At 61.5% G+C, this 21826-nt stretch carries 20 protein-coding genes; 12 read left to right on the forward strand and 8 right to left on the reverse strand.

Translation table 11 applies throughout. From position 1 onward, the window contains the following. Positions 1-122 precede the first annotated feature (122 nt). Both ACA053_RS03130 and gcbA read right to left on the reverse strand, forming a co-directional pair. Positions 123-2069: a methyl-accepting chemotaxis protein gene (locus tag ACA053_RS03130; RefSeq protein ID WP_497315352.1), complete on the reverse strand. Its 1947-nt coding sequence runs from the start codon at positions 2067-2069 to the stop codon at positions 123-125. Between the two features lie 52 nt (positions 2070-2121). After that, on the reverse strand, positions 2122-3792 hold the full coding sequence (gene gcbA / locus ACA053_RS03135) for a diguanylate cyclase GcbA (protein WP_109627786.1): 1671 nt from the start codon (positions 3790-3792) through the stop codon (positions 2122-2124). A gap of 288 nt (positions 3793-4080) precedes the next feature. On the opposite strand from gcbA, the gene ACA053_RS03140 reads away from it, so the two are divergent. The 6 genes from ACA053_RS03140 (at position 4081) to ACA053_RS03165 (ending at position 10746) form a co-directional block, all read left to right on the forward strand. Continuing rightward, positions 4081-5148, forward strand: coding sequence for a DUF2333 family protein (locus ACA053_RS03140; RefSeq protein WP_497394523.1), 1068 nt, complete (start codon positions 4081-4083; stop codon positions 5146-5148). 3 nt (positions 5149-5151) lie between these two features. Then, on the forward strand, positions 5152-5709 hold the full coding sequence (locus ACA053_RS03145) for an NUDIX hydrolase (protein WP_497394524.1): 558 nt from the start codon (positions 5152-5154) through the stop codon (positions 5707-5709). Positions 5710-5886: 177 nt separating this feature from the next. Continuing rightward, entirely contained in the window at positions 5887-6258 is a 372-nt protein-coding gene (locus tag ACA053_RS03150; RefSeq protein WP_109627789.1) for a translation initiation factor Sui1, read from the forward strand. 223 nt (positions 6259-6481) lie between these two features. Continuing rightward, a complete protein-coding gene (gene speA / locus ACA053_RS03155; RefSeq protein ID WP_109627790.1) occupies positions 6482-8395 on the forward strand; it encodes an arginine decarboxylase in 1914 nt (637 codons plus the stop codon). 234 nt (positions 8396-8629) lie between these two features. Then, positions 8630-9952 carry a type VI secretion system Vgr family protein gene (locus tag ACA053_RS03160; protein WP_497394525.1) on the forward strand — a complete coding sequence of 441 codons (1323 nt, stop codon included), beginning with the start codon at positions 8630-8632 and terminating at the stop codon, positions 9950-9952. Next, positions 9949-10746 (forward strand): DUF4123 domain-containing protein, encoded by a 798-nt coding sequence (locus ACA053_RS03165; protein ID WP_497394526.1) that lies wholly within the window; start codon positions 9949-9951, stop codon positions 10744-10746. The genes ACA053_RS03160 and ACA053_RS03165 overlap by 4 nt, the downstream gene beginning before the upstream one ends. 48 nt (positions 10747-10794) lie before the next feature. Here ACA053_RS03165 and ACA053_RS03170 read toward each other — a convergent pair whose 3' ends face one another. Then, positions 10795-12144 (reverse strand): MATE family efflux transporter, encoded by a 1350-nt coding sequence (locus ACA053_RS03170; RefSeq protein WP_497315364.1) that lies wholly within the window; start codon positions 12142-12144, stop codon positions 10795-10797. A 151-nt stretch (positions 12145-12295) separates the two neighbouring features. Then, entirely contained in the window at positions 12296-12589 is a 294-nt protein-coding gene (locus ACA053_RS03175; RefSeq protein ID WP_109627794.1) for a hypothetical protein, read from the reverse strand. Between the two features lie 258 nt (positions 12590-12847). Here ACA053_RS03175 and ACA053_RS03180 point away from each other — a divergent pair, with 258 nt between their 5' ends. From ACA053_RS03180 to ACA053_RS03195, 4 genes are read left to right on the forward strand one after another with little or no spacing between them, the layout of a single operon-like run. Next, on the forward strand, positions 12848-13150 hold the full coding sequence (locus ACA053_RS03180; RefSeq protein WP_497394527.1) for a nucleotide pyrophosphohydrolase: 303 nt from the start codon (positions 12848-12850) through the stop codon (positions 13148-13150). Continuing rightward, positions 13150-13899 carry a methyltransferase domain-containing protein gene (locus ACA053_RS03185; RefSeq protein WP_109627797.1) on the forward strand — a complete coding sequence of 250 codons (750 nt, stop codon included), beginning with the start codon at positions 13150-13152 and terminating at the stop codon, positions 13897-13899. Before ACA053_RS03180 ends, ACA053_RS03185 begins: the two co-directional genes overlap by 1 nt. 12 nt (positions 13900-13911) lie before the next feature. Further along, a complete protein-coding gene (locus tag ACA053_RS03190) occupies positions 13912-14529 on the forward strand; it encodes a DUF4136 domain-containing protein (RefSeq protein WP_497394528.1) in 618 nt (205 codons plus the stop codon). Between the two features lie 54 nt (positions 14530-14583). Continuing rightward, entirely contained in the window at positions 14584-15141 is a 558-nt protein-coding gene (locus ACA053_RS03195; RefSeq protein WP_497394529.1) for a DUF4136 domain-containing protein, read from the forward strand. 71 nt (positions 15142-15212) lie between these two features. On the opposite strand, the gene ACA053_RS03200 is transcribed toward ACA053_RS03195, so the two are convergent. Both ACA053_RS03200 and ACA053_RS03205 read right to left on the reverse strand, forming a co-directional pair. Then, on the reverse strand, positions 15213-16067 hold the full coding sequence (locus ACA053_RS03200; protein WP_497394530.1) for a MaoC family dehydratase: 855 nt from the start codon (positions 16065-16067) through the stop codon (positions 15213-15215). 2 nt (positions 16068-16069) lie between these two features. Continuing rightward, on the reverse strand, positions 16070-17422 hold the full coding sequence (locus tag ACA053_RS03205; protein ID WP_497394531.1) for a 3-oxoacyl-ACP reductase: 1353 nt from the start codon (positions 17420-17422) through the stop codon (positions 16070-16072). A 222-nt stretch (positions 17423-17644) separates the two neighbouring features. Between ACA053_RS03205 and ACA053_RS03210 the strand changes: the two genes are divergently transcribed. Beyond that, complete coding sequence (locus ACA053_RS03210) at positions 17645-18922, forward strand: acetyl-CoA C-acetyltransferase (protein WP_497315375.1); 1278 nt, start codon at positions 17645-17647, stop codon at positions 18920-18922. Here ACA053_RS03210 and ACA053_RS03215 read toward each other — a convergent pair. Further along, positions 18909-19937 carry a bile acid:sodium symporter family protein gene (locus ACA053_RS03215; protein ID WP_497394532.1) on the reverse strand — a complete coding sequence of 343 codons (1029 nt, stop codon included), beginning with the start codon at positions 19935-19937 and terminating at the stop codon, positions 18909-18911. The two genes, ACA053_RS03210 and ACA053_RS03215, sit on opposite strands and share 14 nt — an antisense overlap. Before the next feature lie 84 nt (positions 19938-20021). On the opposite strand from ACA053_RS03215, the gene ACA053_RS03220 reads away from it, so the two are divergent. Further along, positions 20022-20813, forward strand: coding sequence for an AraC family transcriptional regulator (locus tag ACA053_RS03220; RefSeq protein ID WP_497394533.1), 792 nt, complete (start codon positions 20022-20024; stop codon positions 20811-20813). A 192-nt stretch (positions 20814-21005) separates the two neighbouring features. On the opposite strand, the gene ACA053_RS03225 is transcribed toward ACA053_RS03220, so the two are convergent. Further along, positions 21006-21773 (reverse strand): methyl-accepting chemotaxis protein, encoded by a 768-nt coding sequence (locus ACA053_RS03225; RefSeq protein ID WP_370655161.1) that lies wholly within the window; start codon positions 21771-21773, stop codon positions 21006-21008. Positions 21774-21826: the final 53 nt, after the last annotated feature.

Below are 21826 nucleotides of genomic sequence, written 5' to 3' on the forward strand. Positions count from 1 at the left end.
GTCGGGCGGCAGTGCAGGGCGGGGAATGTGTGGTGATTGTTCTGGCGTCTTCGCGAGCAAGCCCGCTCCCACAAGGACCGCGAAAAACCTGTGGGAGCGGGCTTGCCCGCGATGGCGATTTGTCAGACGCGGAAAGCCTGAACGGCTGTATGCAATCGCCCGCCCAACACCAAGAGATTCTCCCCCTGCACACGTCCCTCGCCGATACGCAGCAAGTTATCCCCACCCAGCTTGTGAATCCGCTCACTGTGATCACGGATTTCACTGACCGCGCCACTCTGCTGAGCGGTGACATCGGCAATGCGCACCGCGGTGTCGGAAATGGTCTGGATCGCCCCGACGATTTTATCCAAAGCGCCGTCGGCAGCCTGAGCCTGATTGGCTGTGGCTTCGGCGTGTTCGACCTGGGCGCGCATGCCTTCCACCGATTGCCGCGCGGCAGTTTGCAGGCCGGCGATCAAGGTCTGGATCTCCGCCGTGGCGCCGGCCGTGCGTTGCGCCAGTGAGCGAACCTCTTCCGCCACCACCGCAAACCCGCGGCCCATTTCACCGGCGCGGGCGGCTTCGATGGCGGCGTTCAGGGCCAGCAGGTTGGTCTGGTCGGCAATCGAGCGGATCACCGTCAGCACGCCGCCGATAGTCGCCGACTCTTCAGCCAGGTGCTCGATCATCTGCGCATTGCCTTGCACTTCACCCACCAGCGCGTGCAGGCCGGTGAGGCTCAGGCCGATGACTTTCTGTCCGTGCTCAACCGCCAGTCCGGCATGGCGACTGGCGTCGGCCGCCTGGCTGGCATCGCCGGCGACTTGTTGAATCGTCGCCTCCAGTTCACCGAGGGAATCGCGGATCAGCGCGGTATCGCCGGCCTGGTGTTCGGCGCCGCTGTGCAAGTCGTTGCTCAACTCGGCCAGGGTGCGGCTGCTGCCGGCCACCTGCTCGGCATTGAGGCGAATGGTGCCGACGAGGTCCACCAAGTACGCGCGCAAGCGATTGAGCGACGCTTCAATGTCGTGCAGTTCGCGGTTGGTTTTGCCCAGTTGAATGTCCTGGCTGAAGTCGCCTTCGGCCCAGGTCGACAGGGCGGGGGCGAGATTGGTCAACGTCCGGGCCAGTTTCCTTTGCAAGGTGTCGATCAGCAACGCGATCAGCAGAATCAGGCCGATCATCACGCCTTGCATCAAGCGCACTTCGCCCTGGATCTGCCCATGCTGGGCGCGGACTACCGGCTCCAGCCCGGCGATGGCTTGCTGCACGTCGGCGATTTTCAGGTGCGTCGCGGTGCTGAGGTCGGTGCGTTTCTGGATCTGATCCCGAGTCCGCGCCAGTTCAGCCGGGTAACGCGTCAGCAGACTGTTGAGTTCCCGTTTGAGGCCGACGCCGGCATCTTCGGCGACGGCTTTTTCGGTGTTCTCCAGCCCCATCATCGCCGCGAAATCATCCGTGCCGGATTCGTTGCTGGCGGCCACGCCGAGCAGTGGCAAGGCGCCGATCAGATCGGACTGGGCGCGGATGCTGGCGACTTCGCGCTCGACATCGGCGGCCAGTTCACTGCGCCCGCTGCTGACCAGTTTGTTCCGGGCCAACGACAGTTTGCCCAGGTGCTGGGATGCGGCGAGCAAGGGCGCGAGGTACGCCGCGTTGCCGCTGGCATATTGGCTGAGTTGGTCGAGGCTGGCGCCGAGCTCGCGTTCGGCTTGCAGCAACAGCGCCTGAGGATCACCGGCGAGTTTGCCGGCGGCCAGCAGGTCGGTTTTGCTGAATTCATCGAGGTTCGACAGGCTTGGGCGCAAGGTGTCGGCCAGCTCCGGCGGCAATTCACCCAGTTGCTTTTGCAAGCCGTCGATGGCCTGGCTGGCGCTGCTCAGGCGCAGGGCATCGCCGCTGGCGAGGTAATCCTCAACGTTGCGCGCCACTTCATTCTGAAATTGCTGGGACAACCCCAGGTAACGCTCCATCAGCAGATAAGGGCGTTCGAGGGCTTTTTGCGACCACCAGAGCGTCGCGCCAAGGGCCACGCACACGGCGACTAAAAGGAGGGTATTGAGATTGGTCAGCAGCTTCAGGCGCATCGCGGGTCTACCAACGGCAGAATGGTAAGCGCCTGAAGTTATTGCGTTTCTATTACAGGGTTATGACCGAATGGGTCCATTCCGATGAAAAAGTGGCACTTTGCTTTGACGTCCGCGCAGCCTGCACGCGGTTGCGTCCACCGTCCTTGGCGCGGTACAGCGCTTCGTCGGCCTGGCTGGCCATCATCAGGCTGTCGGAGTGGTCACACAGCTCAACCACCCCGGCGCTGAACGTGCACCACAGATCCTGAGGCTGGGCGGGATAGTGGATTTCGGCAAAGCGTTGGCGGATCTCATCGAGCACTTTATGGGCCGCTTCGAGATCGGTGTCCGGCATGACAATGGCGAATTCTTCACCGCCGTAGCGGCCGATGAAGTCGGTCTTGCGCAACCGCTGCTTGAGGAACAGCGCCAGGCTCTTGATGACCCGGTCGCCCATGGGGTGGCCGTGGCTGTCGTTGACCCGTTTGAAGTGGTCGATGTCGAGCATCGCAAAGCTCAGCGGCTTGCTCTCGCGGCGGGCGCGGAAGCTGCAGTCTTCGAGCAATTGCAGAATGTGAGTGTGGTTATACAGGCCGGTCAGGCTGTCGCGGACCATTCGCGCCTTCAGATTGCGTGCCCGCGCCGCGCGGTTGCGCACGGTGGTGATCAGGTGCCGCGGCTTGATCGGTTTGGTCAGGAAATCGTCGCCGCCTTCGCTCATGGCGTCGAGTTGCTTGTCCAGGTCATCTTCGGCAGACAGGTAAATGATCGGTACGCTGACATAACGGTCGTTGTGCCGGATCACCTTGGCCAGTTCCGTGCCGGTGCAGGTCGGCATGTACATGTCGAGGATGATCAGGTCCGGCTGAAAGTCCGCCAGTTCGGCCATGGCCTGAATCGGGTCGATCAAGGTTCGGGTGACGATCCCGGCGCTGTTCAGCAGGCGCTCGGTGTGCAGGGCCTGGGCGCGCGAGTCGTCGATGATCAGCACTTTATAAGGTTCGTACTGGGCGACGCAGGTCAGGACTTCGATCTTCTCCAGCAAGCTCGAGGCTTCGAGGGTGCCGGTGAGGAATTCCTGGCCACCGGCACGCACGGCGGCGAGGCGGGTAGGGGTGTCGGTTTCGTGCAGACTGAAGAACAGCAGCGGTAACGGTTCGTCCAGTCCGACCTGGGCTTCGGCGGCCAGTTTCAGGCCGATGCCGGTGCCACTGAAGTCCACGTCCATGACGATCGCCGCCGGCAGGCGCTCGACCATCGAGGAGCGAAACGCCGCGACGCTGTCCAGGGATTGGGCGCTGAGGCCGAAAAATTCCAGCTGTTTGGCCAGGCGCTCGGCGCGGTCGTGATCCTGCAACATCACGTAGATCGGCTTGCGCAGCGGCGGCAGGAAAGTTTGTTCGAGTTGATCGCCGTGGCGCAGGCCGGTGCGCGACAGGCGCTGCATCAAGCGATTGAGGTCGGTGATCAGGCCGCTGCTCAGGCGTCCGCGATTGGCGTCGACAGCCTCCAGCGACAGGCCGATGTGGCGCGCCAGTTGCGTGTGTTCCGGTTGTTCGAAACGCTCGGCAAAGCGCAGCAGGCGCAGGTTGGCCTCGCTCAGTTCGGACAAATCTGTGGTGGACCACTCGCTGCGTTGCAGGCGCTGCCATATCTCAAGAATCTGACGTGCCTGATGAATTACCCGCTGGGCAAAGTGGTGCTTGAGGCGCTCACGGCTGGGGTCTTCTGGCTCGGTCATATCCTGACTACTAGTTAGGGTGCATGCTGAGATCGACTGGTGGCTCTATGCTAGCACCTCTTTTCAATCCCATGAGCGTCGTGTGTCAATAATCTGCAAAGCGGCCTCATTCAGTTACTGACTGGTTGGTCGCATAGGCTCGCCGCTGTGCTTCATTTATAGTGGCCCCTGATCGCGGCCATTGTAAGTCCCTCCGTTTCGCGCAGGATTTAATGCGCGGCAAACGAGGCACGATGGCGTAGGGTTGTGGTCGAACCGATGAACTCAAGTGATTGAAAGGATATCGCCATGCTGGACTGGAAGAATCGCGCGGGCAGCGCGCCTGAACGTGCCGCTGAACCGAAATCGGCCACCCGCAGCTACGTCGGCGGCCTGTTGTTCAGCCGGGCGCTGGCCACGCTGATTGGCCTTTACCTGCTGGTCGCGATTGCGCTGGGTTGGTATTGGAGCCAGGAGCCTGCGCTGTTCCCGGTTCAACAAAATGCCCAGGCGGCGGCCGAGAAAGAAGGCAAGCAGATGGTCATCGGGTACACCACGGTGGAAACCCTCAAGACCGTCGCCGGCACGTTGCTGAGCAAGCCAGGTGGCTATATTTCCAACGACCGGTTCCCGCCGGGCCTGTGGATGGACAACACGCCGAGCTGGGAATATGGCGTGCTGGTCCAGGTTCGCGACCTGAGTCGTGCCATGCGTAAAGACTTCGCGCGTTCCCAGTCGCAGTCCACCGAAGACGCCGACCTGGCCAAGGCCGAGCCGCGTTTCAACTTCGACAACAAGAGCTGGGTGCTGCCCTCCAGTGAGTCCGAATACCAGGAAGGTATCAATTCCCTGAGCCGTTATCAGGCTCGCCTCTCCGATCCAAGTCAGAAAAGCGCGCTGTTCTATGCCCGCGCCGACAACCTGAACAACTGGCTGGGCGATGTCGGCACCCGTTTGGGTTCGCTGTCGCAACGGCTGTCGGCCAGTGTTGGCCGGGTCAAACTCAACACCGCGCTGAAAACCGAGGTGCTGGCCCCGGGTCAGGTGCCACAGGTCGATGAAGAAATCGTCGAGACCCCGTGGATGCAGATCGACAATGTGTTCTACGAAGCTCGCGGCCAGGCTTGGGCTTTGTCCCATCTGCTGCGCGCCATCGAAGTCGACTTCGCCGATGTCTTGGCGAAGAAGAACGCCACGGTCAGCGTGCGCCAGATCATTCGCGAGCTGGAAGCTTCGCAAGAGCCGGTGTGGAGCCCGATGATCCTCAACGGCAGCGGCTTCGGTGTGCTGGCCAACCACTCGCTGGTCATGGCCAATTACATCTCCCGGGCCAACGCCGCAGTGATCGATCTGCGTCAATTGCTCAATCAGGGCTGAGTCATGGGTGATAACGCCAAAGAGGTCGCCCATCGTGCGGCCTCGGATGCCGAACAGATCGCCTGGGTCGACGAGCAGGACAACCTGCTCGGCGCCCTGGTCCGTTCCGACCTGCGCGAGCGCGGGCTGATTGGGCGGGGCACCTACATCATGCTGTTCAATTCCGCTGGTGAACTGTGCGTTCACCGTCGAACCCTGAGCAAAGCCATTTACCCCGGTTACTGGGACGTGGCGGCAGGCGGCATGGTGCTCGCCACCGAGACGTATGCCGAATCGGCGGCCCGTGAACTGGAAGAAGAGCTGGGTGTGAGCGGTGTGGAATTGAGCGCCCATGACCACTTTTTCTTCGAGGACACCGGCAATCGTCTCTGGTGTTCGGCGTTTTCGGCGGTGTGGGACGGCCCGTTGATCCTGCAGCCGGAAGAGGTGCTGGAAGCGCGCTTCATCCCTGTCGATCAGGTCCTGCTGGAAATCCAGCAAAAGCCTTATTGCCCGGACTCTCTGGCCGCGTTGAAGCGCTATCTGCGCGCGCGTGGCGAGGACGTCGCAAAAGAGCTATAAATTGGCGCCGATTGGCTCTTAGCAAGTCGGCTTTTTGCCGTTACACTGCGCGACCTTTTCAAACTGAACCAGCGTGCCTGGCTCAGTAGCGCTGCCCCTGCCTGAGTGGGGCTTCGCGGTCGATGGCAGCTTCCCAAGTTGCCGCGACCAGTCTTTGTCCTCCCAAGAGGATTGCCGGTGGCCAAAAAAGCCGCATCCTTCGCCGCCCTTGGTGGCCTGGTATTTTCCACCGACGCAGGTCGTCATTGCCCCGAGTGCAGTAAACCGGTGGACGCCTGCATCTGCAAACAGACCGTTATCCCGGCCGGCGACGGCATCGCTCGCGTGCGTCGCGAAAGCAAGGGCCGTGGCGGCAAGACGGTGACCACCATCACCGGCGTGCCGTTGGCGGAAGAAGCGCTCAAGGACCTGGCCACCACGTTGAAGAAACGCTGTGGCACCGGTGGAGCGTTGAAAGACGGAATCATCGAAATCCAGGGCGATCATGTCGAGCTACTCTTGGCTGAGCTGATCAAGCTGGGTTTCAAGGCGAAGAAGTCCGGCGGCTAGCAGCCTCTGTGAAAACCACCCTCGGCTTGATCCAGTCCCGATTCAACTCTGGCCTGGCGCCGTCTACATGGTTTTCACAGAGCCTGTTCTGACCGGTTTCTAAACTCAGCGCTGAATGTGAGGTCTATGGCCCTTGCATGCAGGCTAATCGTCATTTTCATTCTTTAGACTGCGCCGGCCTGAACCCAGGCGACGCTCTATGACTTCTTTATAGGGGACTTCAATGTCCGTACGACGCACACGCAAAGACGATGGCAGCCAATGGACAGTTGCGGACAGCCGCAGTGTTTACGGGATTCGCCATTGGGGGGCCGGGTACTTCGCGATCAATGACGCCGGTCGCGTCGAAGTTCGTCCGAACGGTCCGACCAGTTCGCCTATCGACCTATTCGAGCAAGTCGACCAGCTGCGTAAAAGCGGCCTGTCCTTGCCGTTGCTGGTGCGTTTCCCTGACATTCTGCAAGACCGCGTGCGTCAGCTGACCGGCGCCTTCGATTCCAATATCGAGCGTCTGGAATACCAGAGCAAGTACACCGCGCTGTACCCGATCAAGGTGAACCAGCAAGAAGCGGTGATCGAAAACATCATCGCCACCCAGGACGTTTCCATCGGCCTGGAAGCCGGCTCCAAGCCCGAGTTGCTGGCCGTATTGGCCCTGGCACCGAAGGGCGGCACCATCGTCTGCAACGGTTACAAGGACCGCGAGTTCATCCGTCTGGCGCTGATGGGCCAGAAGCTGGGTCACAACGTGTTCATCGTGATCGAGAAAGAATCCGAAGTTGAGCTGGTGATCGAAGAAGCCGCGTCGCTGAAGGTCAAGCCTCAAGTCGGCCTGCGCGTGCGCCTGTCGTCCCTGGCGTCTTCGAAGTGGGCGGACACCGGCGGCGAGAAATCCAAGTTCGGCCTGTCGGCGGCGCAGCTACTGTCGGTGGTCGAGCGTTTCCGCGCGGCCGGCCTGGATCAGGGCATTCGCCTGTTGCACTTCCACATGGGCTCGCAGATCGCCAACCTGGCGGATTACCAGCACGGTTTCAAGGAAGCGATTCGTTACTATGGCGAACTGCGCAACCTCGGCCTGCCGGTTGACCACATCGACGTCGGTGGCGGTCTGGGCGTCGACTACGACGGTACGCACTCGCGCAACGCCAGTTCGATCAACTACGACATGGACGATTACGCGGGTGTCGTGGTCGGGATGCTCAAGGAATTCTGCGACGCGCAGAGCCTGCCGCACCCGAACATCTTCTCCGAAAGCGGCCGCTCGCTGACCGCTCACCACGCCATGCTGGTAGTGCAGGTGACCGACGTCGAGAAGCACAACGACGACGTGCCGAAGATCGAGAATAAGGAAGAACTGCCGGAAACCGTGCAGTGGCTGGTTGACCTGTTGGGCCCGACCGACATCGAGATGGTCACCGAAACCTACTGGCGCGCCACGCACTACATGAGCGACGTGGCCACCCAGTACGCCGATGGCAAGCTGACCCTGGCCGAAAAAGCCCTGGCCGAGCAATGCTACTTCGCCGTGTGCCGTCGCCTGCACAACTCGTTGAAGGCGCGTCAGCGTTCGCACCGTCAGGTGCTCGACGAACTCAACGACAAGCTGGCCGACAAGTACATCTGCAACTTCTCGGTATTCCAGAGCCTGCCGGACACCTGGGCCATCGGCCAGGTCCTGCCGATTCTGCCGCTGCACCGTCTCGACGAAGAGCCGCTGCGCCGCGCCGTGCTGCAAGATCTGACCTGCGACTCCGACGGCAAGATCAAGCAATACGTCGACGAGCAGAGCATCGAAACCAGCCTGCCGGTTCACGGTTTGAACGAAGGCGAGGACTACCTGCTGGGTATCTTCCTGGTCGGCGCCTACCAGGAAATTCTCGGCGACATGCACAACCTGTTTGGTGACACCGACTCGGTAAACATCTACCAGAACGCCGATGGCAGCGTGTACCACGCCGGTATCGAGACCCACGACACCATCGAAGACATGCTGCGTTACGTGCACTTGTCGCCGGAAGAGCTGATGACCCACTACCGCGACAAATGCGCCAGTGCACGCATCACTGCCGCCGAGCGTACCCAGTTCCTCGATGCACTGCGCCTGGGCCTGACCCGTTCGTCTTACCTGTCTTCTTGAGGTAAGGCACCGCTCTCAGCAGGTTGTCTGAAAACTTTCCGCACGCTGCGGGAAATTTCAGATGACCTGGTGGGACGCTCCTCTGATTTAAAGCGAAATGACTCACATCCCCAGCTATCCAAGCGATGTGGTCCTCTTTTCGCGTAGGTCATTTCCTAAGTTGTACTTCGGCACTCTACTCGGCCAACTCTCTCGGAGAGAATCCCCGGCCGCCCCTCCTGTAGAGAATCGCCGATGTTCGATCCAGTCAACGAGCCGTCATTTCGTCTGGATGTAGAGGGTCTGCCCGACCCTGTTGAAGTCTTGGCTTTTACCGGCAGTGAAGCAATCAGCGAACCCTTCGTGTTCGACGTGGATCTGCTGATCGATGACCCGACATTGGACCTGGCAAGCCTGCTGTACCGCCCGGCCTTTTTGCATCTCGGGCCGCCGGGGACCGGTTTTCACGGGCAATTGCATGAGCTTGTCCAGGCTGGCCACGGTGCTGCGCCCAGGCTTTGTCGTGTACGTCTGAAGCCGAAACTGGCGTGCCTGGCCCAGCGTTTCAGCCAGCGCATCTTCAGCAACCGGTCTGTACCCGAGATCCTCGCGCAGGTGCTCAAGGAGCATGGCATTGACGGTAAGGATCTGCGCCTTGACCTGAGCTGCGATTACCCGCCGCGTGATTTCTGCACGCAGTACCGGGAATCGGACCTGCAGTTCCTCCAGCGTCTGTGTGCGCAGGAACGACTTCATTACCACTTCGAGCATCGCCAGCGCGGTCACTGTCTCGTCTTTGGTGATGCGCGAGGACAATTTCCTCGGGAAGCCGAGATGGTTTTTGAGCCCTGTACCGAACAGCCCGGCGTGCAGCAGTTCAAGGTTCAAGGCAACGCGCAGGCTGGCGAAGGTCAGACAAATCTGACGACGTTACGCAGCGGTCAGCGCGTTCTGCTGTCCGGCCATCCATGTGCCGACTGGAATCGTGTCTGGCTGCTGATCCATGTCGAGCATCAGGGGGGGCAGACGCCGGGGGTTGCGTATGGCAACCGGATCCGCGCTGTTGCCGGGGCGTTACCGCTCGCAGTGCCTCATTTGGTCATGAGCCCACGGATGCACAGCCTGCAGCGGGCTTGGGTCGTTGATGTCGATGAGCCGCAACCCGATTCATCCAGGCCCGTTGCTGTGCAGTTCGACTGGGTCTATCAGGGTGAAGGCGCCAAGCCCAGCCACTGCTGGCTGCCGTTGGCACCGGAATTGGGCGATGCGCACACCCTGTCGTTGAGTGAAGGCGCGCAGGTGCTGGTGAGTTTTATCGAGGGGGATCCTGATCAACCGATAATCACCGGGTTTCTTCCCGGACAACCCTGCACCCAGGCGTCGGTCTTGCCCGAACTTCCACCCACCGTGGTGACAGAAGACAACGCTACCGTCGACGGATTAATGCGTTTATTGCAATCCAGCGAACCGGTCGTGTTGCTGTGTCTGATGCCCGGTGGGGGCAGTTTCAGGCATTGCGCACAAGCCTTCTGCACCTGCCGGGCAGCGACGCAGCTTGGCCAGAGCGGTGCGGCATGATCGTCGCCCAGACGCCGGACTCAACCGCGCAGTGGCTGTTGCTCGACGTACCGGGGGAGCCTGGGGCCGGTGCAATGCTGCGTGAGCAGTTTGCGCTGGCCCGAAGGTTCTGGCTTTTTGACGGCACAGAATTGCAACCGTTACGCGAGCACGGTCCGGTGCTGGTCGAGCTTAAGGGCTGCCCAGCGCTGACCGAGTTGTGCCTGCGCGAACCGCACAGCTGGAGTGGTTTGTTACTGGTCAGTGAGGCCTCGCCGTCGCAGTTGCTCGAGCATTTACGCCGCATGCTCACGGTCACCTTTGGCCTGCACCACCGCGCGTTGTTGAGTTACTACAACCCCCACACCGCCAGTTACTTTTTCGATGCCTGCGATGCCCTGGAACTGAGTCGCTGGCTGGGGCCGATCAGGCAGTTGCGCTGGTTCGGCGGCACCTGGGCCGACAGGGCAATCGGCAGCCGGGGTTGGCAACAGTTGTTCAATCCTGGGCTTGCCGTCAGCCCATTGGCCATCGAAGAAAACCTGACGCCTCGTCAGCGGGACACCTTGCAAACCTGCCTGCTTGAACAGCACGCCTGGCATTGGAGCCAGTCCACCGGCACCGACTACACCCGCCTGTGGTCCCATATGCAGGAAGGGCTGGCGCTGGGTTTCAGCGAACGCCCGGTGCTCGATGGCTGGATATGGCTGCGCTTGCAATACCCTGACGCTACGCCCGTGCAGCCATTGTCGGGGATGACCCAGCAGGAGCGTCTCGATAGCCTGCGCAACCTGTGGCAGAACGATCAATCCTGAACACGGGGTTCGACATTAATGTGCGACCCCTGGCCGCAGCAGGCTGACTCAATGAGCCCTGCCTGTAAACCAGCCGTCGTTCTTGCGCAGGAACCAGGCAAACGCCCCGAGGGTCAGGCTGCGCAATGCCATGAACAACAGGAACGTTATCCACAGTCCATGGTTGCCCAAGCCCTGCAGTGCCCAGGCGAACGGCAGCAGCAGAATGACCGTCAGCAGCATGCCGTTGCGCATTTCACGGGCGCGGGTGGCGCCGATGAACAGCCCGTCGAGCAGGTAACTCCAGACGGCGATCAGCGGCAGTGCGGCGAGGTAGGGCAGGTAGATAAACGCGGTGTCGCGCACGCTCTGGATGTCGGTCTGCATCTCGATGAACAGATGTCCGGCGAAGGCGAACAGCACGGCAAAGCCCACACTCGCCAGCAATGACCAGCCGCAGGCAACCACCAAGGAGCGACGCAGCGCCTCTCGATCACGCGCGCCGATGGCATGCCCGCACAGGGCTTCCACGGCATGGGCCAGGCCATCCAGCGCGTGGGCGGTCAGCAGCAAGCCGTTGAGCAGCAGGGCGTTCGCGGCGACGGTGGCATCACCGAGCCGCGCGCCTTGAACGGTGATCAGGAAAAACACCGATTGCAGCGCCAGGCTGCGGATGAAAATGTCGCGGTTGACCGCCAGCAATGGTCGCCAGCTCCGCCACAGCGCCAGTGCGGCCCAGGCGATATGGCCGGGATAGGCGCGCAGGGCTTTGCGGGTCATGAACAAGCCGATCAGGGCCCCGGTCCATTCGGCGATCACCGACGCCCGGGCTGCCCCGACCACGCCCCAGTCCAGTCCGAGGACGAACCACAGGTTCAGCGCGATGTTCACCAGATTGGTGCTCAGCAGAATTGCCAGCGGTGCCCGTGCGTTCTGGGTGCCAAGGAACCAGCCGACCAGCGCATAACTGGCCAGCGCCGCGGGCAAGCCGAAGAGCCTTGTGTGGAAAAATTCGCGGGTGAGCTGGTCGAGTTCGGCCGAGGGTTGCATGAAGTGCAGCGCGACACCACTCAACGGGACGCCCAATGCGCCCAGGAAAATCGCCAGCCCCATCGCCAGCAACAAACCCTGCAACAAAATCTGCCGCAACGCCGCGCCATCTCCGCGCCCGGCGGCCTGGGCCGCGAAACCGGTCGTGCCCATGCGCAGAAAGCCCATGCCCCAGGCCAGAAAGGTATACAGGCTGGCCCCGACTGCGACGGCACCCAACTGATGGGCGTGGGGCAGGTGGCCGATGACGGTACTGTCGACCAGTGCCACCAGCGGAACGGAAATGTTCGAAAGAATCATCGGCGCAGCCAGCGCCCAGACCCGACGATGGGTTGTGCGGTCGCGCCAGTCGGCGATCAGGTTGGACATGCAGGCTCCTTGGGGGAGCGGGCATTGTAGCGGGAGGTGTCGTACTAATGTGGGAGCGGGCTTGCTCGCGAATACGGATTGTCAGGCGACATCAATATCGACTGTAAGGCCGCCTTCGCGAGCAAGCCCGCTCCCACAGGGGATGCTGGTGTCAGTGGATGATCCAGCTCAGCAACCACAGCCCCAACAGCAACCAGATAATCCCCATGATGATCGACGCATTCATAAACGCCCGGATCGCCGACCACAACAGCATCAACCCCAGGATCAGCGCAATGATGCTGATAATCGAAGTATCCATCCCCAACGCACGGGACAAGCCTTCGACAAAATTGCTGCCGGCGTGGCTCAACAGGTTGAACAAGCCGCTGAGGCCGTCAACGATAAAACGGATAACCGAACCGAGTGCCTGGCCGAGCCATTCGAAAAAACTTTCTACCTGCATGTCGTGAACGTCCTGATGTAAGTGGTGGCGTGCTTGCCGGACTTGAGCCTTGGGCCATGGATTGCGGCGGCGAGTTCCCCACAAGCATAGAGGGTTGCATGGGCCCTGTGGGAGCGGGCTTGCTCGCGATGGCGGTCTGTCAGTCAACATCGGTGGTGGATTTCAGCCCGCTTTCGCGAGCAAGCCCGCTCCCACAGGAAAAGCACCCTTGCCATCCCCGGCCATCCCCCCGAAGCTATACGCCTTCAGGAGAGCCCGATGAACCTTGTTGAACTGACCGAACGCCTGCACGCCATCCGTGACCGCAATGACTGGCGGCAATTTCACAGCCCAAAAAACCTGGCCATGGCCGCGAGCGTGGAAATGTCCGAGCTGGTGGAGATTTTCCAGTGGCTGACCGAAGACCAGTCGCGCCAGTTGCCGGCGGACAAACTGGCCCACGCCGGGCAGGAAATCGGCGACATCGTCCACTATCTACTGCTGCTGTGCGGCGAGCTGGGCTTGGACATGAATGAAGTGGTGCGCAGCAAACTCGCAGACAGCGAAAAGAGGTTCAGCTGATGAGCGATCGTCATTTCGATCAACTGGCGACCCGATTCGCCGAGAAAATCTATGGCGGTGCCAAAGGCGCGATCCGTCTGGCGGTGCTTCAGGCCGACCTGGCCGAAACCCTGCCGGACCGTCCGCTGCGAGTACTGGATATCGGCGCGGGCCTGGGCCACATGTCGTTGTGGCTGGCCCAGCGCGGTCATGACGTCACGCTGGCCGAACCCGCCGAACCGATGCTCGAAGGCGCCCGCCAGCGTTTCGCCGACGCCGGACAGACCGCCACGTTCATTCAGGCACCGTGGCAGGATTTGCTCGGTCAGCTCACCGAGCCCTACGACCTGGTGCTGTGCCATGCGGTGCTGGAATGGCTGGCCGAACCCCACGCGATCCTGCCGGTGCTGCATCAGTTGACCCAGCAGGATGGCTGGCTGTCACTGGCCTTCTACAACCGCGATGCGCTGATTTACCGCAACTTGCTCAAAGGTCATTTCCGCAAGATGCGCAAGAACGACATGGCCGGCGAGAAGCAGAGCCTGACCCCGCAGCAGCCCCTTGATCCGCGCGAACTGGCGGCGCAACTTGAGGGCCTGTGGCAGGTCGAAACCCAGAGCGGGGTGCGGGTTTTTCACGACTACATGCCAGTGGAATTCCAGGCCCGCGCCGAACTCGTGGACTTGCTCGAAATGGAGCTGGCCCACCGCCGCCACCCAAGCTTTGCCGGGCTTGGGCGCTATTTACACTGGATCTGTCGGCCGGTCTGATCGGAGCGCAGCATGAAAAGTCGTTCAGGGTTACTGGTGATCTGTCTCGGGTTGGCGGCCTGCCAGGGCAGCAACCCTTATGTGGCGACCTCCAATCCCTTGCCGCCGGCCCCGCCTCAGGCAGCCAACACCTTCGACCGCAGCGCCTACCCGGCACCGCCGCGTGACTACGGGCGTTACCGCAGCTGGGCCTGGCTCGACGGGCAACTGCCACCGGGCAGCGCCTGGGCGGACTCGGCCCAGGTCGCCGAAGCCGTCAGCAACGCCCTCGATCAGCGCGGCTTGCGCCCGTTGCACGATAACAACCGTCCGGCTGACCTGTTTGTCAGCGCCAATCTGCATCTGGAAACCCGTTTACGCCAGGTTCGGGATGACTACGGTTATTACGGCGGTGGTTATGGCGGCTACAACCGCTACGGCAACGGCTATGGCATGTACAACACGGTGCCGATTGTGCGCACGTATCAGGAACAGGTCGTGGTGGTGCGGGTCGATTTGTTCGACGCTCAGAACGGCCAACCGGTGTGGAGCGCCAGTGCCGAAACCGGCAATCGCGGCAGTCAGAGCGAGCGTGCCGACGCGATCAGGGAAGCTGTAGAAAAGGCCATGTCGGCGTATCCTCCCAGTTAGCTTTTGCTGTCTGGAAGACTTTCACAGGTTCATGTCTTCAACCGGAGAACCATCATGATCCGCCGTTTTGCTTTACTGGCCGTCGCCGCGCTGCTCAGTGCCTGCGCCGCCAACCAGGTCAACAATGACTTCGATGCCAGCCGCGACTTCGCCGCCTATCGCAGCTGGTCCTGGAAAGAACCGGCCCTGCAATATCGCCCCGATGATCCACGGATCAAGAGCGACCTGACCGAACAGCGCATCCGCCAATCGGTGGCCGACCAGCTGGATCAGCGTGGCCTGCGCCCGGCCGCCGCTGGCAGCAAGGGAAATCTTGACGTACAGACCTACCTGATCGTCGAAGAACGCCAGCAACAGGTGACCACCAACTATGGCGGTGGTTGGGGTAATCCATGGAACGGTTATTGGGGTGGGCCGATGTACAACGAAACCCGCAACGTGACTTACAAAGTGGCGACCATCCAGATCGACCTGCTCGATGGAAAGGACGGCAAACTGGTATGGCGTGGCAGCGATGAGCAAATGCTCGGCCGCACGACGAATCCATCGGATCGCAGCACGGCGATACGTGAAACGGTGGGGCGGATCCTCGCCAACTATCCACCGCACTAATCCTCAAACGACACCCCCCCTGTGGGAGCGAGCCTGCTCGCGATAGCGGTCGTTCAGGCACAAGAGATTAATCAGGCAATCGGCCGCCAATGCCCCACCATATGCTCCAGATCCCCCGCGCCCACTAACTGAAAATCCCCACTGGACCCTGCCGCACTCGCCAGCAATGTCACCTCGCTCGGTAACCGCACCGGTTTCCGGAACTGCACCGCAATCTCGACATTCGCCGCGGGCAGATGCTCACTCAACGCCGCCAATGTCCGGGCCTTGTTCCACAGTCCATGAGCAATGGCTGTGGGAAAACCAAACAGCTTGGCGCTCGCCGCACTCAGGTGAATCGGGTTGTAGTCCCCGGACACTTTCGCGTACTGGCGGCCAATGTCGGTCGGCGCTTCCCAGCGAGTCACTTCGGTCAGCGCCGTTGTCGATGCCAGGACTTCCTCGACCGGTTCCCCTTCAAGCTTGACCCCGCGGCACAGCATCTGGCTTTCAGCCTCCCACAGCGGCCCCAACTGATCGTCGAGCGACGTCACCAGGTCGAATGTCGCCCCCTTGGCGTGGGGTTGCAAATTCTGCACCTGCACACTGACCCGCACGCGGTGCACGCCGCCCATAGGGCGCAAGACGCGAATGCGATTGCTCAGGTGAATCAACCCCAGCAGCGGGAACGGAAAGTCCTTGGCCGTGAGCAATTGCATCTGCAAGGCAAACGCCAGAATGTGTGGATAGGTCGGCGGCAGCAAGCCGTTGTCGGCAAAACCGCAGACCTTGCGATACGCCGCCAGGCGTTGCGGATCGACTTCGACCGAGCAGCGCAAACCCGTGTCGGGCAATGTGGTGCCGGTGATTTTGCGCCGTGTCGCCGCCCGTACATACAGACCGGTCAGGCTCGGTTCGCGGTTGAGTGTGTGCCAATCGGTGATCATCTTTATGCCCCCAAGACACTTTGCCCGCAGACTCGCAGCGCTTGCCCGGTGAACGCGCCGGTGCCCGGTTGAGCGAGCCACGCGACCGCTTCGGCGACGTCTTGTGGCAGGCCGCCCTGGCCCAATGAACTCATGCGCCGCCCGGCCTCGCGAATACCGAATGGCAGGTGCGCGGTCATCTGGGTTTCGATGAATCCCGGCGCCACCGCGTTGATGCTGATACCGCGCTGATCCAGCAGCGGCGCCCAGGCCTGGGCCAGACCGATCAGCCCGGCTTTGCTCGCGGCGTAGTTGGTTTGTCCGCGATTGCCGGCGATGCCGCTGATGGACGCCAACAGAACCACCCGCCCGTTGTCATGCAAGGTGCCGCTGTCGAGCAGAGCCTTGGTCAGCACTTGCGGCGCATTCAGGTTGACCGCGAGCACCGCGTCCCAGAATTCCGGGGTCATGTTGGCCAGGGTTTTATCGCGGGTAATGCCGGCGTTGTGAACCACGATGTCGACACCGTCGGGCAGCAGTTCGATCAACTGCGCTGCGGCGTCTTCGGCGCAAATGTCCAGGGTGATGCTGCGCCCGCCGAGGCGTGCGGCGAGCGCGTCGAGATCGGTCTTGGCCGGTGGCACGTCGAGCAGAATCACCTCGGCGCCGTCACGGGCCAGGGTTTCTGCGATGGAGGCACCAATGCCGCGCGCGGCTCCCGTGACCAGCGCTTTGCGCCCCGCCAGTGGACGAGTCCAGTCCGACACCTGCGTATCGCAGGCCTTCAAGCGAATCACTTGCCCGGACACGAACGCACTTTTGGGCGAGAGGAAAAACCGCAGCGGCCCTTCGAGTTGATCTTCGACGCCTTCACCGACATAGATCAGCTGCAAGGTGCCGCCGCTGCGCAATTCCTTGGCCAGGGAACGACTGAACCCTTCCACCGCACGCTGTGCGCTGGCGGCGAACGGGTCGCTCAATGTCTCTGGTGCACGCCCCAGAATCACCAGGTGCGCGCTGTGGTCGAGGTTTTTTATCAGCGGCTGGAAGAACTCGCGCAGCTGTTTGAGCTGATCGGTCTGCACCAGGTCGCTGGCGTCGAACACCACGGCCTTGAGTTTGGGACCATGGCCGGGAATCCACGCGGTGGCCAGGGACGGCTCGGTACCATAGCTGTAGATCGCGTCGGTCAGGCGGTTGGCGAAGGCGCTGACTTTCTCCGTCAGCGGGCCGCCGCCAATCAACAGCGCCCCTTCGACAGGCCGCAGCCGGCCTGCTTGCCAACGCTCCAGGCGCACCGGAGACGGCAGTCCCATGGCCCCGACCAGACGATGGCCGATGGAGGAATTGGCGAAGTCGATATAACGGTCAGACATGGAACGCACTCCGGCAGCTGGGGTTCAAAGTGTGGACCACGAATGGCAATCAGTCGTTCGATCCACGAGATTAGGCCTACGCTTGAACAGTGTAGGAGCGAAGCTTGCTCGCGAAGGCGATGTTTCATTCAGAGGAGATATTGAATGTCCCAGCGCGTTCGCGAGCAAGCTTCGCTCCTACAGGGCTGGTGTTTACATTGGATTTTTTGACAGGAGCTTTTCATGACTCAGCTGCGCCGCGTCGCGATTATCGGCGGTAACCGTATTCCCTTCGCCCGCTCCAATGGGCCGTACGCCACCGCCAGTAACCAGGCGATGCTCACCGCAGCGCTCGAAGGCCTGATCGAACGCTACAACCTGCATGGCCTGCGTATCGGCGAAGTGGTCGCGGGGGCGGTCCTCAAGCTGTCCCGCGACATGAACCTGACGCGCGAGTGTGTGCTCGGTTCACGGTTGTCCCCTTATACGCCGGCCTATGACATTCAACAGGCGTGCGGCACGGGTCTGGAAGCGGCGTTGCTGGTCGCGAACAAGATTGCCCTGGGACAGATTGATTGCGGCATTGCCGGTGGCGTCGATACCACCTCGGATGCGCCGATCAGTGTCAGTGAAGGTTTGCGCCGGGTGTTGCTTCAAGCCAATCGCGCCAAGACCACCGGCGACAAACTGAAAACGTTTCTGCAGCTGCGTCCCCGGGACTTGATCCCGGAGTTCCCGCGCAACGGTGAGCCGCGCACAGGGTTGTCCATGGGCCAACACTGCGAATTGATGGCCCAGACCTGGAACATCCCCCGCGAAGAACAGGATCAACTGGCACTGGAGAGTCACCAAAAACTCGCCGCCTCTTACACCGAAGGCTGGCACAACGACCTGATGACGCCGTTCCTCGGCCTGACCCGCGACAACAACCTGCGTCCGGACCTGACCCTGGAAAAACTCGCCACCTTGAAACCGGCCTTCGAGAAAAGCGCCAAGGGCACGATGACGGCGGGCAACTCCACGCCGCTCACCGATGGCGCGTCGCTGGTGCTGCTTGGCAGTGAAGAATGGGCGAAGGAACGTGGCTTGCCGATCCTTGCATATTTGCGTGACGGCGAGGCTGCGGCGGTGGATTTCGTCAACGGTGCCGAAGGGCTGTTGATGGCGCCGGTGTACGCGGTGCCACGCTTGCTGGCGCGCAACGGACTGACCATGCAGGACTTCGACTATTACGAAATCCACGAAGCCTTCGCGGCGCAGGTGCTTTGCACGTTGAAGGCCTGGGAGGATCCGGAGTATTGCAAAACCCGCCTCGGTCTCGACGCGCCGCTGGGCTCCATCGACCGCAGCCGTCTCAACGTCAAAGGCAGCTCACTGGCGGCCGGGCATCCGTTTGCCGCGACCGGCGGGCGCATCGTCGCCAACCTGGCGAAGTTGCTCGACGCGGCGGGCAAGGGCCGAGGCTTGATCTCGATCTGCGCCGCTGGCGGTCAAGGCGTGACGGCGATTATCGAGCGCTGATCAGCTCGGCATTCTGCTGCGCGACGCGTTCGCGGTTGCGGTTGGCGTAACTCTCGGCCATCACCGAGCAGACGATCAGCTGCAACGGGTGATAAATCATGATCGGCAGCAGAATCAAACCAAGGCCCGGGTTGGCACCGAAGATCAACGCGGCCATCGGCGCACCGGCGGCCAGAGATTTTTTGCTGGCGCAGAACACCGCCGCGATCTCATCCGCCGGGCTGAATTTCAAGGCGCGGGCGGTGCGGGTGGTCATCCACAGGATGACCGCCAGCAGGATCGCGCTGCCGAGCAATGCCGTGAGAATCACGCTGTTGCCCTGTTGTTGCCACATCCCCGAGACCATCGAGTTGCAGAACGCCGAGTACACCAGCAACAGGATTACCAGCTTGTCGACGATGTTGGTGTAGCGCTTGTGCCGGGCAAAGAATTTGCCGCACAACGGCCGCATCAGTTGGCCGAGCACCAGCGGCAACAGCAACATGGCGCAGAGGTCGAGCAGGGTTGAGCCCAGATCGATGCCGCCGGCACCGCTGCCGACTACCAGACTCACCAGCAACGGCGTCAGGAAAATCCCCAGCACACTGGACAGGCTTGCGTTGAGAATCGCCGCCGGCACGTTGCCGCCTGCGCTGCCGGTCAGGGCCACGGAAGAGGAGATGGTCGAGGGCAGGGCGCACAGGTAGAAGAAACCGAGCATCAGCAGCGACGGAATGTGCGAACCCAACAGCTTGTCACTCAGCCACCAGATCAGCGGGAACACCGCAAAGGTGAAGCCCTGAACCATCACGTGCAGCTTCCTGTTCTTCAGGCCATGGCTGATCTGCTCGCTGGACAGGTTGACGCCGTGCAGGAAGAACACCAGGAACACGCCGATGTTGATCACGTATTCGGCGTGCATCCCGCCGCCCGTGGCGCCGAAGACCGGAAAGAAATACGACAGCAGCGTGGCGATCAGCATGCCGCACAAGAACCAGTCGGTGGACACGCGTTTGAGGTGTTTGAAGGCATGCATAACGGCCACCGAATACATTTGTAAGAATTGATGACTTAGCCTAACGTTGGCCCTGTCTGCTGTCTTGCGACATAAGGCCAATCAATGCCGAGTAACGGACAACTTTCCCTCGAACGAGCGATTCCGACGCTGAAAGCGTTGCCGCGTCCGCTGTTCGCGAGGGCGGAAAGTCTGAATGCCGGGTCGTGGACGCCGCCTCATCGCCACGACTGGGTGCAGTTTTCCTACGCCATCAGCGGTGTTCTCGGCGTGCACACTGCGGAAGGCAGCTTCTTTGCGCCGCCGCAGTGGGGAATCTGGATTCCGGCGGATCTCGAGCATCAGGTGGTGACCTCGATGCGCGCCGAGATGCGCAGCCTCTACGTGCGCCGTGAGGATTGCGAATGGGCCGACGGTCGTTGCCGGGTGCTGGAAGTCACGCCGCTGGCCCGGGAGCTGATCAAGAGTTTCTGCCTGCTGCCGGTGGAATATCCACAGGGCGACAGCCAGGAAGCACGGCTGGTGAATGTGCTGCTGGATCAGTTGGCGAATCTGCCGGAGGTGGGGTTTTCCCTGCCGTTACCGCGACATGAGCGGTTGCTCGGGTTGTGCAATGAGCTGATCGAAAGCCCGGAGCGCAACGTGATGTTGCCGGAATGGGCGCAGCGGTTGGGGATGTCGCAGAAGACGCTGATGCGCTTGTTCCAGCGCGAGACCGGGTTGAGTTTCCGCGGTTGGCGGCAGCGGATGCGGTTGCTGTCGTCGTTGAGTTTGCTGGAGGAGGGCAACAGCGTGACCAATGCGGCGCTGTCTTGCGGGTATGACTCGACGTCGGCGTTTATTGCGGCGTTCAAGGGGTTGTTTGGGTTTACACCGGGGGAGTTGTTTCGGCAGTGAGATCCAGCCCCTCACCCCAGCCCTCTCCCCACGGGGGAGAGGGGAAAGGGAGCCGATCTTCATGGTTTTCGACAACTGAGTTCGACTCGGTTTCTCAGGTCGATAATTTTCTTAAGAAAACATCAATTAGTCCCCTCGCCCCTCTGGGGAGAGGGTTAGGGTGAGGGGTGGATCTAAAACCACCCCCCATTCTCAAGTCCTGAAGCGGCGAACCAAACCATCCAGTTCATTCGACAACCCGGCCAGGCTCTGCGAATCCAGTCGCGCGGAGTTCGCCAGTTCTGCCACTAATTGCGCATCGCCATGGATCTGGCTGATGTGCCGATTGATGTCTTCCGCCACCTGATGCTGTTCTTCCGCCGCCGTGGCGATCTGCGTGTTCATGTCGCGAATCACGTCCACCGACTCACGAATCAGCCCGAAACTGCTGCGCGCTTCGCCGATGCGGGTCACCGATTGTTGCGACACTTCCAGGCTCGCATGCATCTGCTGAGTCACTTGGCTGGTGCGCTTAGCCAGGTTGCCCAGCAAGCCATCGATTTCGGCTGTGGAGTCGGCCGTGCGTTTGGCCAGCGCCCGGACTTCATCCGCCACCACCGCAAACCCACGACCTTGCTCACCGGCCCGGGCCGCTTCGATGGCTGCGTTCAGTGCCAGCAGGTTGGTCTGTTCGGCAATCGAGCGAATGGTCCCCAGGATCGACTGAATGTCGTTGCTGTCGCGTTCCAGCTGCTGCATCGACTGCGCCGACTGTTCGATTTCCTGGCTCAGGCGATCAACGCTGGTCACGGCCGCATCAATCTGTTGCTGACCTTGGCGCGCCTGGCGCTGGCCACTGTCGGCGGATTCCGCCGCCTGGCTGCAAGAGCGCGCGACTTCGTTGGCGGTGGCGACCATTTCGTGGAACGCCGTGGACACCATGTCCACCGCTTCACGCTGGCGCCCGGCGGCTTCAGCCATGTCGCTGGAAACCTGGGTCGAGCTCTTGGAGGTGGCGAGGATTTTGGTTGCGG

It is taken from the genome of Pseudomonas sp. LBUM1672 (assembly GCF_059695655.1).

What these genes read in the sequence shown, in the direction of transcription:
- ACA053_RS03170 (WP_497315364.1), bottom strand. Translation starts at nt 12,144, where the DNA reads ATGTCCAACCTGATCGCCGACTGGCGCGACCGCACAACCCATCGTCGG.
- ACA053_RS03225 (WP_370655161.1), bottom strand. Translation starts at nt 21,773, where the DNA reads ATGGCTGAAGCCGCCGGGCGCCAGCGTGAAGCGGTGGACATGGTGTCC.
- ACA053_RS03190 (WP_497394528.1), top strand. Translation starts at nt 13,912, where the DNA reads ATGAAAAGTCGTTCAGGGTTACTGGTGATCTGTCTCGGGTTGGCGGCC.
- ACA053_RS03195 (WP_497394529.1), top strand. Translation starts at nt 14,584, where the DNA reads ATGATCCGCCGTTTTGCTTTACTGGCCGTCGCCGCGCTGCTCAGTGCC.
- ACA053_RS03185 (WP_109627797.1), top strand. Translation starts at nt 13,150, where the DNA reads ATGAGCGATCGTCATTTCGATCAACTGGCGACCCGATTCGCCGAGAAA.
- ACA053_RS03130 (WP_497315352.1), bottom strand. Translation starts at nt 2,069, where the DNA reads ATGCGCCTGAAGCTGCTGACCAATCTCAATACCCTCCTTTTAGTCGCC.
- ACA053_RS03175 (WP_109627794.1), bottom strand. Translation starts at nt 12,589, where the DNA reads ATGCAGGTAGAAAGTTTTTTCGAATGGCTCGGCCAGGCACTCGGTTCG.
- ACA053_RS03210 (WP_497315375.1), top strand. Translation starts at nt 17,645, where the DNA reads ATGACTCAGCTGCGCCGCGTCGCGATTATCGGCGGTAACCGTATTCCC.
- ACA053_RS03145 (WP_497394524.1), top strand. Translation starts at nt 5,152, where the DNA reads ATGGGTGATAACGCCAAAGAGGTCGCCCATCGTGCGGCCTCGGATGCC.
- ACA053_RS03200 (WP_497394530.1), bottom strand. Translation starts at nt 16,067, where the DNA reads ATGATCACCGATTGGCACACACTCAACCGCGAACCGAGCCTGACCGGT.
- ACA053_RS03205 (WP_497394531.1), bottom strand. Translation starts at nt 17,422, where the DNA reads ATGTCTGACCGTTATATCGACTTCGCCAATTCCTCCATCGGCCATCGT.
- ACA053_RS03160 (WP_497394525.1), top strand. Translation starts at nt 8,630, where the DNA reads ATGTTCGATCCAGTCAACGAGCCGTCATTTCGTCTGGATGTAGAGGGT.
- ACA053_RS03215 (WP_497394532.1), bottom strand. Translation starts at nt 19,937, where the DNA reads ATGCATGCCTTCAAACACCTCAAACGCGTGTCCACCGACTGGTTCTTG.
- ACA053_RS03165 (WP_497394526.1), top strand. Translation starts at nt 9,949, where the DNA reads ATGATCGTCGCCCAGACGCCGGACTCAACCGCGCAGTGGCTGTTGCTC.
- ACA053_RS03220 (WP_497394533.1), top strand. Translation starts at nt 20,022, where the DNA reads ATGCCGAGTAACGGACAACTTTCCCTCGAACGAGCGATTCCGACGCTG.
- gcbA (WP_109627786.1), bottom strand. Translation starts at nt 3,792, where the DNA reads ATGACCGAGCCAGAAGACCCCAGCCGTGAGCGCCTCAAGCACCACTTT.
- speA (WP_109627790.1), top strand. Translation starts at nt 6,482, where the DNA reads ATGTCCGTACGACGCACACGCAAAGACGATGGCAGCCAATGGACAGTT.
- ACA053_RS03140 (WP_497394523.1), top strand. Translation starts at nt 4,081, where the DNA reads ATGCTGGACTGGAAGAATCGCGCGGGCAGCGCGCCTGAACGTGCCGCT.
- ACA053_RS03180 (WP_497394527.1), top strand. Translation starts at nt 12,848, where the DNA reads ATGAACCTTGTTGAACTGACCGAACGCCTGCACGCCATCCGTGACCGC.